This window comes from Clostridium thermosuccinogenes, from assembly GCF_002896855.1.
GTDB classification, from domain to species: Bacteria; Bacillota; Clostridia; order Acetivibrionales; family DSM-5807; genus Pseudoclostridium; species Pseudoclostridium thermosuccinogenes.
The window spans coordinates 1,491,078-1,507,536 of the sequence record NZ_CP021850.1; the positions used below are offsets into that span (position 1 = coordinate 1,491,078).

Consider the following 16,459-nt stretch of genomic DNA (forward strand, 5'->3'; position numbering starts at 1 on the left):
AATGGCGAAGCGTTCAAATAGCATAAAGATGAGTATGGGAGAAAAGATTTTCCAGACATTTAACACACTCTTATTGACTCTCCTGGGTATTTCGACTCTGTACCCGATGATTTACATATTAGTAGTTTCACTTAATGAAGGACAGGATTCCATGAAGGGGGGGCTATTTCTCTGGCCTCGAGTATTCACACTTTTTAACTATCAATTTGTGTTAGGCAATGGGTTAATACAAAATGCGTATATGATTACAATAGGTCGCACCGTATTGGGGACGATACTAGGAATTGCTTTAACCGCATTTGTTGCATACGGTCTTTCTTTTAGGAATCTTCCATATAAAAAGTTCATACTGTTTTTAATGCTGATACCAATGCTTTTTAACGGTGGTCTCATACCATATTATTTACAACTCAATAGACTAAAACTCATTAACACTTTTTGGGTTTATGTAATTCCAGGTCTTTTTAATATTTGGAACATGTTTGTAATGCGCAGATTTTTTATGGACATTCCTGAAAGCCTCAGAGAATCGGCAATTATTGATGGCGCAAATGAAGTTGTTGTACTGTTTAGAATAATTCTTCCCCTTTCCTTGCCAATGCTTGCAGCATTAAGCCTGTTTACGGCAGTGGGTCATTGGAATGATTGGTTTTCAGGTGCATTCTATGTTAATGATAATAAACTGATTCCAGTTCAAACATATCTTCAACGTTTGCTATCAGCAGACAGCCTCTCAATGATTTTCGGAAACAACAGGATGATTGGAGAAGCTGCATTCAGGCAAACTCAAGTCAGCAAAATGACAGTTACATCTATAAAGATGGCGGCGGTAATGATCGGTACATTGCCAATATTGTGTCTCTATCCTTTTCTGCAGAAATATTTCATTAAAGGCGTCCTTATAGGCTCTATAAAGGAGTGATAGATATTAAGCTTCGCGCTATATTGTACAATTTGTGCAATATAGACAAGCCTAATATAAATGAGATAAAATTAAAGAGGAGGTAGACCATGAAAACTTTGAAGAAGCCTGTAGCGCTTATTGCAGTAATAGCAATACTGCTGACCAGTATGTTGGTATCCCTTTCAGGCTGCAGCAAAGAAAGCGGTGCACAAAACACTTCAAGCTCTCAGAATACGACAACTCAGGCTAAATCCGGTGGCGAGGACATTACGGAAAGCGAAGGGGCTGTTCCTGAAAGTGAAGGCGGAAAGATTTCCGATGAATTCACCATATGGGTTGGATGGAACAAGAACAGTCCTGATGAAACCACATGGCAAAAAGTCATGCGGGAAAAGTTGAACATTAACATCAAATGTGAGTATGTTCAAGGAGACGATGCCTTAACCGCGGTCAACCTTAAACTCAACAGCGGTGGATTTGAAGATTTGGCTGTATTCTGGATGGATCAAACTATAAAGAAAGCTATGATTAATTCCGGTAAAATACAGCCGGTTGAGCAGTATTACCAAATGCCGGATAAGCTTCCTAATTTAGCCAGTGTTCCGGAAGCAATAAAGAAGTATGCAACAGACTCGGACGGCCACATGTGGTACGCGCCGGGATGGTATGCCCAGGAACCTGACAATCCTTGGCCGGGTTGGACAGTTGATGCTTGGTGGGTACGCACTGATATACTTGAACAGGTTGGAATGACAAAAGATGACATTTCAACGATAGAAGGTGTGGAAGAGTTTTTACGTAAGGCATCAGAGCTTAAGGATGTTGATGGAAATAAAATTATACCGTTAGGTTTCATGGCTGAAGAAGAAAAGCTGATTGTTGCCACTTTCGGAGTGGACATGACCAGCGGAGTTAGTGGCATGCCTGGGATCAAAAAGGATGGAGACAATTTTATATTTGCTTATGATGATCCTCAGTACAAAGAAGCATATAAATGGATAAACAAGATGTACAGGGAAAAGCTCATAGACATAGAAGTCACAACTCACAAAGCAGAAAGGTATAAGGAGAAAGTTGCCAGAGGTTCATATGCCATGATTGTAGGTAGCGCATGGTCAGCCGAGCTTAACAACTTATGGTATGGTCTTGATGGTCCTACTGAACCAGCCTGGTATTTAGAACCTGTAGCTACACCAAAGGTAAGCAATGTTGAAAATCATGGTGCTGTCACTTATGTCAATCCATATCCCGGAAGCACGATATATATAAGCAAGAACACTAAACATCTTAATGCAATATTGAATTTCCTTGACTGGTGCAACGAACAGAAACCCGAAAAGCAGCATGAAGTAAATGAGGGACCAGTTGGAACAACCTGGGACTGGGTTAATAAGCCCTATGGCGAATGGGATTTCAAACCTGATTATAAGGCAGACAGGGATTCCGGCGACCAGGCTCGTGTAGACAAGTGCACACCACAGCTATATGCTTTTTCCGGATACAGCAATAAATGGTATCCATGGTGGACTCAAAATCAAGGCAGTAATAAAAAAGGCGCAACTCTTCTTTACGACTATTGCCAATTAATTGGAAACGAGTTGGTGAATCATCGTATCATGCATACATATGATGCAGTTCCTTTAGCTCCGGGTGGTGTTATAGAGGCAAATCTGCTTATGCTTAGCAAAACAGTTGAAGAATATACGGCAAAGATGATCATGGCAAAGAGTGACGATGATTTTGAAAAAGCTTATAATGATTTCAGAGAGCAGATTGAAAAACGTGCCCATTGGTCAGAAATGAAAAAAGAATGGATGGAAGAGTACAATAAGTATGTTGAATTACAAGGTGAATGGTAATTAAATTAATACTCAGAACTGCAAATGAGTGCACAGCTTAACTGTGCTCATTTGCAGTTCTTGCATGAAAGGAAGTCATGAGAAATGGAGAAGAGAAAGATAACAACTTTAAACCGTGGATGGTTATTTATTGACCGGGATGTAGCTAATGCCTTTGAAAATGAACATGATGACAGCAATTGGTATCATGTTGATATACCTCATGATTGGGCAATCAGCCGTCCTTACAAAAAAGATACTCCTTGCGGAAGCTCCCAGGGATATTTTGACCGTTGGGGAACAGGATGGTATCGGAAGTATGTTGAGTTTGATGAAATCCCGGAAACATGCATTTTATAGATAACGAACATTAAAGCCTACAATTGCCAAATTGGCAATCATGGAAAGTAGTTCCGGGCATATAGCCGATGCCTAACCTCATCAGGATGAGCTTTAATATATGCCTCAAAACGATTTACTAAATGCAATAGTTCCTGTTCGTTCTTTACAGCAGAGGCTTGTGCAATAAAGTTTTTCATCCAGTGCCACATCTCCTCTTGAGGATTCAGGTGTGGAGAATAAGGAGGTTGATGCAACACTATTAAATCACTTTTATGAGCCTCAACAAACTCTTGTATCAAAGGGCCTTTATGAATCGGAGAATTATCCCACTGGACAAAGGTGGTAGAAATCCCTCTTGCTTTATCATAGTCCAGTAAACGCTCCATATATTTGACCACATGAGCTGCTGTCAAAGAGCCTTCTTTTTTGGAGTATACATCGTACACAAAACCCATATGATTCAGTACTTCCGTAGCTCCAATGATATTGATGCCCTTATGACAGCCGTTACACTCAATTTCTGTAGGTTTGCCTACAGGACTCCAGGAATAAAAGTTGTTGGATTCGAGCCTTTTACTGGTTTCATCCTGACACCACAGGGAGACATCTCCTAAAGGCTCAATTATATCCAATACAACTGACATTTTTTTTAAAGCTTTCCTGAAGCTTTGGGTCTCCCTTGCTCGGTTTATAAACACCCCTTTTGTACGAGAAACCAAGATTAGCCAGTATTTTACGGATCCAGGTGTCGGAATATTCTTTTCCCCAGTGGTCTTCTACATACCTGACTAACAACTTGGCGTTCCACCGGTTTTGTTCATAGCCGAACTCATGAGGACTCTTACTGGTAACTATATTGCGGATATCCTCTACCATTTCATCGGTGACAGTACTTTCAATATTGCCGCCCCGCAGGTCGGCGATGCAAGCAATACCGCTATCGTTCCAGTTGTTGATATATGACACAATGGTTGCGTTACATTTACTCAAGGTATCTGCAATAACCTGCGTATGGATACCCTTATGCCTCATGATTACAGCTTTGACGACGTCTCTGGTATAATTACTGTCAGAACTATTGGCTATTAAATTTAAGTCATCTATCGTTAATCCATAAAGTGATTTAACCTCAACACATTTTCTACCCATTATACATTCCCCCTGCCCTATATTGTAAGGGCTTCGGAGGAAAATTGCACAGGATAATTTTAACTATATAGTTCGTTATCTATAGTCTTTGACGGCATATATGAAAACAGTACGGTGTGGGTGAACGGTACAAAAGCAGGTGGCTGGGGATATGGGTACTCCGGGTTTTCCCTGAATATAACTCCACATATAAAGGCAGGAAAAAACATAATTGCGGTTAATGTTGATAATACGCGACAGCCTGCTGACAGATGGTATTCCGGGGCAGGAATATACAGGGGAGTAAGATTGATTGAAACCGGTCTGAGCTATATAAAACCTTGGGGAGTATATATTACCACACCTTCCATAAGTGAAACGGAAGCGGGAGTAAAGGTACAAGTTGAAGTTGAAAACGCAAATATGGAATCCATGGTTGAGGTTACAGTTGACATAAATGGCAAAAGAGTTGCTCAGGCGTTGGCTAATGTACATGATAATGTTGCTGTCTTGGAGATTGGCGTGCCCGATCCGGTTTTGTGGGAAACAGAGAATCCGGTGCTTTATAATGCTACCATTAAACTATATAATGGGAATACTGTCTGCGATGAAGAGCAAGTTAGATTCGGCATACGGGAAGTAACAATAAATGCTGGTGAAGGATTGCTGATAAATAAAAAGCCAGTCAAATTAAAAGGTGTTAATTTGCATCATGACGGAGGATGCCTTGGCGCTGCAGTACCTGTCTGGGCTTGGAAGCGCAGGTTGTTGCAGTTAAAATCCATGGGCTGCAATGCCATTAGAACAAGCCATAACATACCGGCTCCGGAGTTGTTGGATTTATGCGATGAAATGGGTTTTCTCGTTATAGATGAAGCCTTTGATAAGTGGAAAAGCGGTAGCTATGAAAGATATTTCGAAGAGTGGTGGAATAAAGACCTGGAATTCATGCTCCGCCGTGACCGCAACCACCCATGTGTTATTATATGGAGTGTGGGAAACGAGGTTGAGAATCAAGGGAAAGAGGATATGATTGTGATTCTCAGGGAACTGACTGATTTTGTACGGAAGTATGAACCGACAAGGCCTGTGACCTTTGCAATGCATCCTTATCATGTGCCGGACCAGAATCATTTACCAGTGGAAGAAAAAGTAAAACTGACAATGGAAATGGCAAAGTACGTGGATCTCATTGGCTGTAATTATCACGAACAATGGTATGAAGCATATCATAAAGCTAATCCCGATATTGTTATCATTACCACAGAAGCTTATCCGTATTATCGTGGAAAGGGTAATGATTTTGCAGCTTTTGAACCGTTCAATCCATGGTTTGATGTGGAGAAAAACAGCTATGTGATTGGAGAGTTTATTTGGGCAGGCATAGATTATCTCGGTGAAGCCCGGCCGTATCCAAGTAAAGGATGGTCCTCATGTCCCATTGATACATGTGGGATACGTAAAACCCGTTCATGGTTGACCCAAAGCTTGTGGACTGATGAACCTATGGTACATATAGCAGTAATGGATGACACTATGGACAGCGATATGGAGCAACCTCATTGGAGTTCACCCAAGATGGCTTCCCATTGGAACTTCAAACACCGGGCTGGAGAGGTATTGAATATTGCTACATTTACCAACTGTGATGCTGTAGAATTAATTCTCAATGGAAGATCCTATGGGCAAAAGCAGTTAAGAGATTTTCCAAACAGAATTATGACATGGCATTTGCCTTATGAGCCAGGTGAAATCCAGGCGTACGGATACAAAGACGGGAAAAAGGTATGCGATCACAAGTTATGTACCGCTGGCGAACCATATAAAATAGATATACAGGCAGACAGGCAGCAAATCCTTGCTGATGGCAGTGATATCTTTTATGCGGATGTCCAGATCGTAGATGAAAATGGCATATTGTATCCACATGCAAGCAATCTGGTAAGGTTTGAAGTTTATGGTCCTGGGAAAATAATAGGAGTGGACAATGGAAATCTTTGCAGTGATGAGCCCTATGTATCAGATCGCAGACATGCCTTTAGAGGAAGATGTTGCGCAGTCATCAAGTCCGATGGAAGAGAAGGAGTGATAAGAGTGCGGGCTGTGGCTGAGGGGCTTAAGTCAGCTGAAGCTACAGTAATAGCATCGGGATAGGTTATGGTTGGTCTGGCAATAATTGCATTATTTTATAAATGATAATTACCAAACAGGTTTCAAAACTAATTTATAATGAAATTTCATAAAACAACGAGGCAAAAGTTGCTGTATTCATGGTGATATTCCGATATTCCATTTGTTATTGCATTGGATAACATAATAAGTGGAGTATCGGATTATTGATTTTGTCATAGGTTTGTGTAGTAAACATAAATTTGCAGAAAATGGGGAACATCGGAAAGCGCATATAATGCTCAATTGCTGAAATAAGCTTTCTTGACAAGAATCGATTATGTATAATAAAGTATAATTGTACTCTCTGTTATGTCTTTTTAGTAGGTGTTCAAATATGAGGCACTTTAAATGCACTAACGCGTTCTATAAAAGATTTGACAAACTGTCATTAAGAAGCAAAATAATGTTTTTGTACTTTGCAGTCATATTAGTATTGATAAACATGCTGATGGTCATGTCCAATAATATAATTTATAATTCATATAGAAAAGATTACGGTATATCGGTTTTGGAATCAGCAAAACAAGTTGCAAAAAATGTGGAATTCCGTAAGGATGTGTATAAAAGGACTCTGTTGCACATTTCCTTTGATGGTGAGCTAATACAGCGCTTATCACAAAAGTACGAGCAATACTCTGATTGTTGGGATACGGCCAATTACATATATAATTCTTTCAGTTTTATCAGAGATTACTTGCCTGAGGTGCAAGACTTCAGGATATATCATACCAATAAGACTTTTATAAAAGATATGGGCATTATTTGGATGCCGGATGAACATTTGATAGCAGGTATTTCATCAGAAGAATGGTTTGCTGAGGTTATGAGAAGTACAACTCAGCCTGTATGGAGATTTGCATATGATCCCCGTAAAGGTAATTATGTGATGATATTGTCCAGCCGTTTGAACTCTTTGACATCAAGCATGGAAGGATGCGTTTGCCTGGTCATAAAAAGCAAGGAGATATTTAGCAGCATAGTAGATGATTCCTTTAGCACTCATGGTGAATATTACATAGTCAATGAAGACGGAACAATCTTTGCTGCTACCGATGCAAAATACGTTGGCGTAAATATAGCAGATACCAGTTTAAATCATACGATTCCTGAAAATGAAACTGAAGTTCTCAACATAGGTGGAACTGATAGATTTGTGGCGGTTCAGCATCTCTCTGATAACTGGCGTGTTATAATTCTGTCTTCAATTACTCAATTTCAAAATAAATATACAATAATAAAGTTCTGGTTTTTGGCAATCATGTTAATATTCACTGTATTGTCCGGTTTAGTAATATTAATGTGCCTCAATAAAATGTTTGCAAGATTGGACCAGATAGGTGAACGAATGTCTTATATTATGAAAGGTCAGTTTGATGTAAAAGTGCAAAAAGGTGGCTCTGATGAAATAAGCGTGCTTGAAGAGCAGTTTAACCTTATGACTTCCCGCCTTAACGGTCTTTTGCAGGAAGTTATATCTGCACAAAACCGTCAAAAAGAAGAAGCTCTTAAAGTATTGGAGGCACAGATAAATCCACATTTTCTCTATAATACATTGGGTATTATCCGATGGGAAGCTCTTGATATGGGAAATGAAAAGCTTTGCAATCTTGTTGATGCGATGACTACATTTTACAGGCGCGTTCTTAACAAGGGAAAACCTATAATAAAAGTACGGGATGAAATTGAGCATGTACGTGCTTATGTATCAATTCAGCAAATCCGTTACAGAGATGTAGTGCAGGTAAAATGGGATATTGATTCTGAGGTTTTGGATTTTTACACAATAAAGCTTTTATTGCAGCCAATTGTTGAAAACTCATACATACATGGTATGATAACAAGCGCAAATGCCAGAAAACTGTGGATCAGTGCCAAATATGACAATGACTGCATTGTATATCAAGTTCGGGATAATGGTGTTGGTATGAGTGAAGCAGAATTAAAATCCGTTCTTGAAGAAAATGGCAAAAATATAGGAATAGGACTTAGATATATAAAAGAGATGATAAGGCATTATTATGGAGATAAAGGGAAATTTCATGTAGAAAGCGAAAAAGGAAAGGGAACAACCGTTACCATTAAAATTCCAGCATTATCAGATGAAATCCCTGAAAGGAGTGCCATGAATGTTTAAAGCTATCATTGTCGATGATGAACCAAGCCACAGGGAAGGTATCGCGCGCCATGTCAATTGGAAAGGACTTGGATTTGATGTGCCGTTACAGGCAGAAAGTGGGGAAGAGGCAATCAATCTGATTAAAGAAAATGAGATTGATGTAGTTATAGCAGATATTTGCATGCCCAGTATGAATGGTTTGGAGATGATACACCGGATTAATAGTATTAGGCAAAATCTTGACATCATTATTATAAGTGGGTATGACGAATTTGAATATGCTCGTGCCGCTATGGAAGAAGGTGCAAGAGCCTACCTCCTCAAGCCGGTAAAGGTTGAGGAGATAGAGAAATGGCTTAAAAAGTTCAGGGATGAAATAATTCATCGTCAGCAGACCATAGATGATGATATGAAGTTAAAAAAAAGCCTAAATGTCAGTATTGATTTGGCAAGAAAGAGCTTTTTGGAATCCATAATTGTATCCTATGATAGCCATAAGGAATATTCGGAACAGATACTGAATACTTTAGGGCTTCCAACACACGACTTTGATTGTTTGCTTGGAGTTATAACTACATATGACTGTGATAAGCAATTGTACAATGACTCAAATTTCCAGGACAGGATTATAAGCAGGCTGGAGGACTATATAAAAAAAGATGCGTTTTTCGATGAAAGATATATATTGATTGCACCAACTTGGATAAATGAGATTATCGTGTTGGGCTATGATTTTCAACGGTATACGAAAAGCGAACTAACACAATATTTTAAAAATTTATGTAAGGTCATTCAGGAAGAATATGGAGTAAGTGCATCAGTAGCGCTAAACTTGGCAAGAACAGACTGGCGAGGTGTGAATGACTTATATAAACAAACAGCTCTATATATGTATAATCACAAAAATGAAGGAACAAGCCAGGTGTTTCTTATTGAAGATGAAAGAACCCTAAATGACAAGCAGGAATCCATTGATTTTGCAAAGGAAATGTCTAATGCCATCGCCGTACAGGATGTTGATGGTCTGGTTAATTTGACCAATATATTTTTCTGCAGAGACAAAAAAGTACCTTTTGTCAGCATAAAAGCTATTGTGTGCAGTATAGTAAATGAAATATTAAAAGCTTTAAATAACATGGATAAATATGATAATGCTCAATGTATGAATGTATGGCAGGATATTTTGATTACAGATAATACGGTAGAATTAAGGAGAAAGCTGTTAAAACTAATATTTACCTTTAATGAGAGTATAAACGAGAAAAATAAAAACAAAAAACATTATACAATAGACAGGGCATTAGAATATCTCAATGCAGATTTGAGCAGAGATGTTACCGTTCAGGATCTCGCGCTATATCTCAATATTAATCCGAGCTATTTAAGTGTTTTGTTTAAGAAAGAAGTTGGCCTGACCATTACTGAATATGTTACAAAAAAAAGAATAGATAAAGCTAAAGAATACTTGAGAAGCTCTACAAAAAAAGTAAATGACATAGCATCCATGGTTGGATATCAGACACCGGCTTATTTTATTTACCAATTCAAAAAATTAGTGGGATGTACTCCAGCAGAATTTAGAGAACGTCGTTTATAACTGCATTAAATTTTTCTTGTCTGGTTACCGATAGGCTGTTTCAGATTTGCCCATGGGAGTATTGTTGTTTTCTTTAAGAAAAATCCAAGGAGGAATTTACCAGCCTTGGATTTTTTAACTTAATTCTTATTCCATTATTACAATTGGCTTTATAAGGTCTCTAGGTTTGTTTGCCATGAGAACAAATGCTTCTTCAACTGACTCAAGCCCTTTGAATCTGTGAGAAACCATTTTGCTTGGATCAACTCTTCCTGTTGCTATCAGGGAAAGAAGTCTTTCAATTCTCTTTCTTCCTCCAGGGCAAAGACCGCCTTCTATAGTTTTATGAGCCAGGAATCCTCCGGTATAAGCATTAGGAATATGCAACATTTTGGTTCATATCATAATAAGCTGCCGTATGATTTATGTATGTCTTTTGTTTTGGTATATTGCAGTTTTTCGGATGAGAAAAAGAGAAAGACTTCATTGAGGTATCAGCATTTGGACCGGAATGATTTAGGCTCACCGCTCATTAAGTGTATTACCTTTGTTCATGTTAGTGCTAATATTAGCCGTATTTTATAGCATCTTTGGGAACATGGAACATTCCGTACTGAAAATTAATAAACTCTTTTGCTGCTTTACATTTTCGTTTAAAATGCATATAATAATGTAAACTAAAAACGATAAATGTGATGAAAAGGGATAGTAAGCCAAGTTTTTTCATTTACAGAGAACCCTGGATGCTGAGAATGGGGATGAAGAGCTGGCTGAACAGGCCTTGGAACATTGTACCGAACAGGTTGGATGATCAAAAGGGAACACTTCTTACATAATAGGTAAAGAAGTGTGTGTCCTATTCAAGATGGGACATTCCTCAATACAAGAGGAATACTTCTTGCTTGAGAGAGGTGTGTCCCCTTACCTTACTAGGCTACAACGGCTGCACCCGTTATAGTGCCAGGGAATAATGTGTAAACTGCGCTTTCAGGGAGAGGATACTCTTTGTGAAAAGGAGTCTCAAAGGAGAATGGGACATTCGAAACACCTTTAATTCAGAGGGTATGTATTCCTACCTGTTTGTGTACCTTTACATAAGTTCTTGCTGAGGTTGATACCGTAAGGTATCAATAAACCGGGGTGGCACCACGAAGTTCATGCTCTCGTCCCCAGGATTATATCCTGGAGATGGGAGCTTTTTTAGTACATTTTATATAGTTTTTCAAAATATAAAATTTAGGAGGATGTGATTATTTTGGGACAGAAATAATTTGCAAAGAGTTAAAAAGAACAAATCAAGATCATGAAAGCAAGGTGAACAGGGAAGAATTAAACCCTGCTTTGGAAACTGCTGCACTTATGAGAAGACCTGAGTTTCCCAAGCGCGCTGTAATTACAGCAGGAATGCCTTATGGCAATAAAGAATTGCATCTGGGGCATATAGGTGGTGTTTTTGTCCATGCCGATACTTTTGCACGATTTTTGCGTGACCGCATAGGGAAAGAAAATGTAATCTTTATTTCCGGTACAGACTGTTATGGCTCTCCAATACTGGAGAATTACCGCCAACTGGTTGCTGACGGTTTATTTAACGGAACCATTGAAGAATTTGTTCAGTTCAATCATGAACGGCAAAAGGAAATTTTAAAAGATTATCATATTGAGTTAAATCTTTTTGCCGGGTCGAGCATTGGGCGTGCTGCAGAGATACATCGGGAGGTTTCTGCCGATTTCATCAAAAAATTATATGCTAATGGACACCTTGTAAAAATGACCACATCCCAGTTTTACGATGCTGAAGCGGGGACTTTTCTCAACGGTCGTCAGGTTGTCGGCCAGTGCCCTATTGCAGGTTGCTCATCAGAAAGAGGATATGCGGATGAATGTTCATTAGGGCATCAGTATATGCCTGCCGATCTAATAAATCCTAAGAGCACTCTCACTGGCAAGAAACCTGAGATGAGAGATGTGACAAACTGGTATTTCAAGCTTGATAGCTTTCACAAGCTTCTGACTCAGTGGGTAGAAAAGCTTAGAAATAAACCTGGCTTCAGGAAGTTTGTCATAAAAAGCATACAGGAGTTTCTAGAGCCACCTGTCATCTATGTGAAGAAGGATCAACTGGATATGCTGGATTCAGTTAAAGAAAAGCTTCCGAAATATACTTTGCATGAAGAAGAAAACAAAACCTCAGTTGTAATGGCTTTTGACGATCTGGAAAGCAGAGAAAAAGCTTGCTCCATATTGGCAGAGAAATCCATACGTTTCCGAACAGGAAAGACACTGGTGCCATTCAGGTTGACCGGAAATGTGGAGTGGGGTGTTCCCGCACCGAACATTGAAGGACTGGAAGGCCTGACTATTTGGGTTTGGCCTGAGTCTCTTTGGGCACCAATATCCTTTACAAAGACTTATCTTGAGATGGAAAAGAAGGATAAGGATACATGGAAAGATTGGTGGTGTTCAAAAGACTCCAAGGTGTATCAGTTCATTGGAGAGGATAACGTATATTTTTATGGCCCTGCAGAAATGGCAATGTTCATGGCACAGCAAGGCAAAGAGCCTTCCGTTGATCCGCCTGAAGGCGAACTGCAGCTGCCGGAGCTGATAGTAAACAATCATATTCTCTTTTTGAATAAAAAAGCTAGCAGCAGTGGAAAAATTAAACCTCCAACCGCCAGGGAGCTGCTTGACTATTATACAGCTGAGCAGTTAAGGGCACATTTTCTTGGCGTAGGGCTCGGAATCAGGAGCGTTGGATTCCAGCCAAAACCATTGAACCCTGCGGCCTCTGAAAAGGATAGTGATCCGGTGCTGAAAGAAGGGAATCTGCTTTCTAATGTGTTTAACCGTGCGGTAAGGTCCTGCTTTTACACAGTCCAGAAATATAATGATGGGAAAATACCTGTAAGAGAGATCAGCAAGCAGGTGCTGGAGGATGCCAATAATACCATACTTGAGTATGAAAGGTTGATGTATGAATACAATTTTCATCTTGTAATGAACCTGATGGATACTTACATCCGGAACATAAATAAATTCTGGTCAAAAAACATCAAGGAGGCAGAGGATAATAACGATGATGATCTTCGGATGCAGGTGCTTGCCGATGCATTCCATATGGTCCGGACAGCAGCAGTTCTCATGCACCCTATAGCCCCTGAGGGTACGGAGATGATTCGGGAATATTTGAGGCTTGGAGAAGAGTTCTGGAGCTGGGAACGCATATTTGAACCGGTTTATTCTTTCATGGAAAATCCGGAGGAGCATAGACTAAAATTCTTAGAGCCCAGGGTTGATTTCTTTAAAAAGCATCCAAGCCAGATTAATAAGCAATAAACCTATATATATAGGATATAGGAAATTTGAATGCTTTTTTCCGATTGTCCTGGCTAAAAAAAGGGGTATTTTGTATATTTATAAGACAATTTCAAACTTCGACAAGTTTCAACAATGCTTTTGGTGTATAATGCTGTTATGTAAATATTAAGAGTTGGCAAGGGCAAACTTGTTGAAAGACAAGGATGCAAAGAACCACGCCAATATATTCTCAAATATGATGGGCGATTGTTGGAACTTTGCAATTTTAGGCTCATTGGTGCTCAATAATATCAATGAGCCTTTCTCTTCAAAATTATATGTTTGACATGCGAATATCGTTTTCCGGACAAATTCTGTTCAATGTCAATGCTAATGCTGTTTTGGTTGATGGAAGCAGTTCGACTTTAGAAACCTTTTTGATCGACATTTTTATTTGGGATAAAAATGTTTTTTTGGAGAATTTTATAGTATAATGTAATTAATGTGCGAATAGAGAAATGTGATACAGCATGTTCACTTCAACAGCTTACTTTATTGCAGGCATCTATGCAGCAAGATTTGCGACGATCTGGTTTAAAACCGCCCATTGCGGGCTGTAGGTAAAGCAAACTGAATTACTGGTCTGCCGAGTCTACATAAGGGGGTGTACATTTAGGCAAGGAATGGTACCGAAAGCATACATGTTTTATGGATTTTGCCTTGATTTCTTTGAAGAATTCATAGATGGTAAGGCGCTAAGCAAAGCAGTATTAAAGCTTTATGAAGTACTAAAAAGATGAAGATGATTTGAAATAATTTTAGTTATATCAGCAAAGACCTAAAAGTTATCGGAGGGATTATTTCAATGAATAAGAAACTGATTTTTAGTGCACTCAGATGCCCTGATGGTTATATGATTGCCGATGATATATTCAGTAAATACGGAACTCTGATTGTTGCAAAAGACACAATAGTGAATGAATTCATAAGGCAAAAATTAATAAGTTTTAATGTGGACAGGATTGCTGTATTTGAACCGGAATTACCAAAGAATTCCAATAACAGCCCAAAAGAAGCTTTTGCTGACACCAAAAGAAAATACTCGGAGGGCACTAATTCTATCAAAGTTATTATTAAAGACCTTGCTGTAGGAAACAAGCTTGATTATGAGAATATTAACGAGATATCCAATTCATTTTATGAGAACATGAACAGCAATTTTGCAGTAATTGATTGCTTGAATCAGGTGAAAAGTGCTGATGAATATATATATACCCATTGTGTAAATGTTTCCCTCTATTCAATGCTAATCGGCAAGTGGCTCAAGCTTTCTGAGAATGAGATCAAGATTCTTATGAATGCAGGTATTTTGCATGATGTGGGCAAGTCAAAAGTGCCTGCGGAAATACTGAACAAACGTGGGCCATTGACAGAGAGTGAGTTTGATATCATCAAGAAACATCCGTTGTATGGACTTGAGATGATAAATGATATACCGGATATGAATGATGAAATTAAAAATGCCGTATTGATGCATCATGAAAGGGAAAACGGGACAGGTTACCCTTATGGTTTGAAAGGCGCAAACATCAGCTATTTTGCCAAAATAATATCCATAGCAGATGCATTTGATGCAATGACCTCAGAATGTGTTTACAGGCATAGGTTAACTCCCTTTGAAACTTTCAGAGAGTTTGAAAAGGCGGGCATAGGAGGGGGATATTATGACCCTGACATCCTGCTTACGTTTTTGCATAACATTTCACAATATTATATTGGCTCGAAGGTAATGATGAATACGGGCAAAGTAGGTGAAGTTGTGTATGTGCCACCGCATTGCATTTCACGCCCAGTGGTTCGGGTTGAGGATGAGTACATAGATCTGTCCATCCAAAAGAATATTAAAATCGTAGAAATGCTGTAATATTAACGCATAAGGACTATAGATGCCGGGGATATGCCCAGGCTCTTATGCAAAGGGCAGTTGAGATTGCTGAAAGCAGATCATGCTGCAAAATTATGCTGCTTACCGGTTCTAAAGATGAAAATGCATTGAAATTTTACGAAAAATGTGGCTTTAATAGTGAGGATAAAACTGCATTTATAAAATGGATTGAGGGTTAAGATCATGATATTGAGCGCTTCGCGAAGGACGGATATTCCGGCGTATTATTCCGAGTGGCTGATCAACCGGTTGCGTGCTGGGTTTGTTTTAACAAGAAACCCTATGAATCATGCCCAGGTGAGCAAAATATTGTTATCTCCCGATGTTGTTGATTGCATCGTGTTTTGGACAAAAGACCCGCAAAATATGCTGGATAAGCTGGATGTCCTGGATGAACTAGGCTACAGGTATTATTTCCAATTTACATTGACGCCCTATGATAAATCTGTGGAAAAGGGCTTGCGGGATAAGGAAGAGATAATAAAAACCTTCTGCGAGCTGAGTGACAGAATAGGAAAAGATAAGGTTGTTTGGAGATATGACCCTATTATATTAAATGACAAGTTTGATTTTGATTTTCATAAGGAACAGTTTTCGAGGCTTTGCATCAAACTTGGAAAGTACACAAGGCAGTGCACTATAAGTTTTGTGGATTTATATCCTAAACTGAAAACCGATATTTTAAGGGAAATCAGCATGGATGAGATGATTGAGCTTGGCAAAATGATATCATCCACTGCAAAAGACTTTGGTATTGCAGCAAAAGCCTGTTGTGAAAAGTCATTTCTATACGAATATGGCATACAGCAGGCAAGTTGCATCGATAAAGGCCTGATAGAGAGCATTTGCGGCTATAGTCTCGACATAAAAAGAGACAAGAATCAGCGTGATTCCTGTGGATGCTATGAAAGTATTGATATCGGCGCATATAATACCTGCAGAAACGGCTGTATATATTGCTACGCCAATTATAGTGATGTGTACGTGGTTAACAACTGTAAGAAGCACGATCCTCAAGGGGAGCTTTTGATCGGCCGGGTTGGAGATAATGAAAAGATAACAACGAGGAACGTGAAAACTAGCAAAGATGGACAGATGAAGCTTTTTTAGAACAAATGGGAATGGATTTTTTTTACAT

13 protein-coding genes are annotated in these 16,459 nt (G+C 39.0%); 10 read left to right on the plus strand and 3 right to left on the minus strand.

Annotated elements, in window-relative coordinates; all coding sequences use genetic code 11:
• The first annotated feature begins 1 nt into the window (after position 1).
• The 3 genes from CDO33_RS06425 to CDO33_RS06435 all read left to right on the plus strand — a co-directional run bounded on the left by CDO33_RS06425 (position 2) and on the right by CDO33_RS06435 (position 3,102).
• The gene (locus tag CDO33_RS06425) at positions 2–922 is read left to right on the plus strand and encodes a carbohydrate ABC transporter permease (RefSeq protein ID WP_202849546.1); all 921 of its coding nucleotides are present in this window, start codon (positions 2–4) and stop codon (positions 920–922) included.
• Between the two features lie 89 nt (positions 923–1,011).
• Entirely contained in the window at positions 1,012–2,763 is a 1,752-nt protein-coding gene (locus tag CDO33_RS06430; RefSeq protein WP_103083243.1) for an extracellular solute-binding protein, read from the plus strand.
• 84 nt (positions 2,764–2,847) lie between these two features.
• Positions 2,848–3,102, plus strand: coding sequence for a hypothetical protein (locus CDO33_RS06435; RefSeq protein WP_103083244.1), 255 nt, complete (start codon positions 2,848–2,850; stop codon positions 3,100–3,102).
• A 38-nt stretch (positions 3,103–3,140) separates the two neighbouring features.
• Here CDO33_RS06435 and CDO33_RS06440 read toward each other — a convergent pair whose 3' ends face one another.
• Both CDO33_RS06440 and CDO33_RS06445 read right to left on the minus strand, forming a co-directional pair.
• Positions 3,141–3,728: a transposase gene (locus CDO33_RS06440; RefSeq protein ID WP_103083343.1), complete on the minus strand. Its 588-nt coding sequence runs from the start codon at positions 3,726–3,728 to the stop codon at positions 3,141–3,143.
• Entirely contained in the window at positions 3,703–4,233 is a 531-nt protein-coding gene (locus tag CDO33_RS06445) for a helix-turn-helix domain-containing protein (protein WP_103083342.1), read from the minus strand. Before CDO33_RS06445 ends, CDO33_RS06440 begins: the two co-directional genes overlap by 26 nt.
• A gap of 120 nt (positions 4,234–4,353) precedes the next feature.
• Here CDO33_RS06445 and CDO33_RS06450 point away from each other — a divergent pair, with 120 nt between their 5' ends.
• The 3 genes from CDO33_RS06450 to CDO33_RS06460 all read left to right on the plus strand — a co-directional run bounded on the left by CDO33_RS06450 (position 4,354) and on the right by CDO33_RS06460 (position 10,097).
• Positions 4,354–6,366 carry a glycoside hydrolase family 2 TIM barrel-domain containing protein gene (locus CDO33_RS06450; RefSeq protein WP_133158679.1) on the plus strand — a complete coding sequence of 671 codons (2,013 nt, stop codon included), beginning with the start codon at positions 4,354–4,356 and terminating at the stop codon, positions 6,364–6,366.
• Positions 6,367–6,718: 352 nt separating this feature from the next.
• Positions 6,719–8,518 carry a sensor histidine kinase gene (locus tag CDO33_RS06455; protein ID WP_103080518.1) on the plus strand — a complete coding sequence of 600 codons (1,800 nt, stop codon included), beginning with the start codon at positions 6,719–6,721 and terminating at the stop codon, positions 8,516–8,518.
• Entirely contained in the window at positions 8,511–10,097 is a 1,587-nt protein-coding gene (locus CDO33_RS06460; RefSeq protein WP_103080519.1) for a response regulator transcription factor, read from the plus strand. Before CDO33_RS06455 ends, CDO33_RS06460 begins: the two co-directional genes overlap by 8 nt.
• Before the next feature lie 126 nt (positions 10,098–10,223).
• On the opposite strand, the gene CDO33_RS06465 is transcribed toward CDO33_RS06460, so the two are convergent.
• A complete protein-coding gene (locus CDO33_RS06465) occupies positions 10,224–10,466 on the minus strand; it encodes an MDR/zinc-dependent alcohol dehydrogenase-like family protein (RefSeq protein ID WP_103080520.1) in 243 nt (80 codons plus the stop codon).
• 969 nt (positions 10,467–11,435) lie between these two features.
• On the opposite strand from CDO33_RS06465, the gene CDO33_RS06470 reads away from it, so the two are divergent.
• From CDO33_RS06470 to CDO33_RS06490, 4 genes are all read left to right on the plus strand, one after another.
• Complete coding sequence (locus tag CDO33_RS06470; protein WP_103080615.1) at positions 11,436–13,415, plus strand: methionine--tRNA ligase; 1,980 nt, start codon at positions 11,436–11,438, stop codon at positions 13,413–13,415.
• An 826-nt stretch (positions 13,416–14,241) separates the two neighbouring features.
• Positions 14,242–15,300, plus strand: a complete 1,059-nt coding sequence (locus CDO33_RS06480) for an HD-GYP domain-containing protein (RefSeq protein WP_103080522.1) — start codon at positions 14,242–14,244, stop codon at positions 15,298–15,300.
• Positions 15,300–15,500 carry a GNAT family N-acetyltransferase gene (locus CDO33_RS06485; RefSeq protein ID WP_103080523.1) on the plus strand — a complete coding sequence of 67 codons (201 nt, stop codon included), beginning with the start codon at positions 15,300–15,302 and terminating at the stop codon, positions 15,498–15,500. Before CDO33_RS06480 ends, CDO33_RS06485 begins: the two co-directional genes overlap by 1 nt.
• A complete protein-coding gene (locus CDO33_RS06490; RefSeq protein WP_338053252.1) occupies positions 15,490–16,431 on the plus strand; it encodes a DUF1848 domain-containing protein in 942 nt (313 codons plus the stop codon). The genes CDO33_RS06485 and CDO33_RS06490 overlap by 11 nt, the downstream gene beginning before the upstream one ends.
• Positions 16,432–16,459: the final 28 nt, after the last annotated feature.

Coding starts and splice junctions, on each gene's coding strand:
- CDO33_RS06425 (WP_202849546.1), top strand. CDS start 2: ATGGCGAAGCGTTCAAATAGCATAAAGATGAGTATGGGAGAAAAGATT.
- CDO33_RS06430 (WP_103083243.1), top strand. CDS start 1,012: ATGAAAACTTTGAAGAAGCCTGTAGCGCTTATTGCAGTAATAGCAATA.
- CDO33_RS06435 (WP_103083244.1), top strand. CDS start 2,848: ATGGAGAAGAGAAAGATAACAACTTTAAACCGTGGATGGTTATTTATT.
- CDO33_RS06440 (WP_103083343.1), bottom strand. CDS start 3,728: ATGTCAGTTGTATTGGATATAATTGAGCCTTTAGGAGATGTCTCCCTG.
- CDO33_RS06445 (WP_103083342.1), bottom strand. CDS start 4,233: ATGGGTAGAAAATGTGTTGAGGTTAAATCACTTTATGGATTAACGATA.
- CDO33_RS06455 (WP_103080518.1), top strand. CDS start 6,719: ATGAGGCACTTTAAATGCACTAACGCGTTCTATAAAAGATTTGACAAA.
- CDO33_RS06460 (WP_103080519.1), top strand. CDS start 8,511: ATGTTTAAAGCTATCATTGTCGATGATGAACCAAGCCACAGGGAAGGT.
- CDO33_RS06465 (WP_103080520.1), bottom strand. CDS start 10,466: ATGTTGCATATTCCTAATGCTTATACCGGAGGATTCCTGGCTCATAAA.
- CDO33_RS06470 (WP_103080615.1), top strand. CDS start 11,436: ATGAGAAGACCTGAGTTTCCCAAGCGCGCTGTAATTACAGCAGGAATG.
- CDO33_RS06480 (WP_103080522.1), top strand. CDS start 14,242: ATGAATAAGAAACTGATTTTTAGTGCACTCAGATGCCCTGATGGTTAT.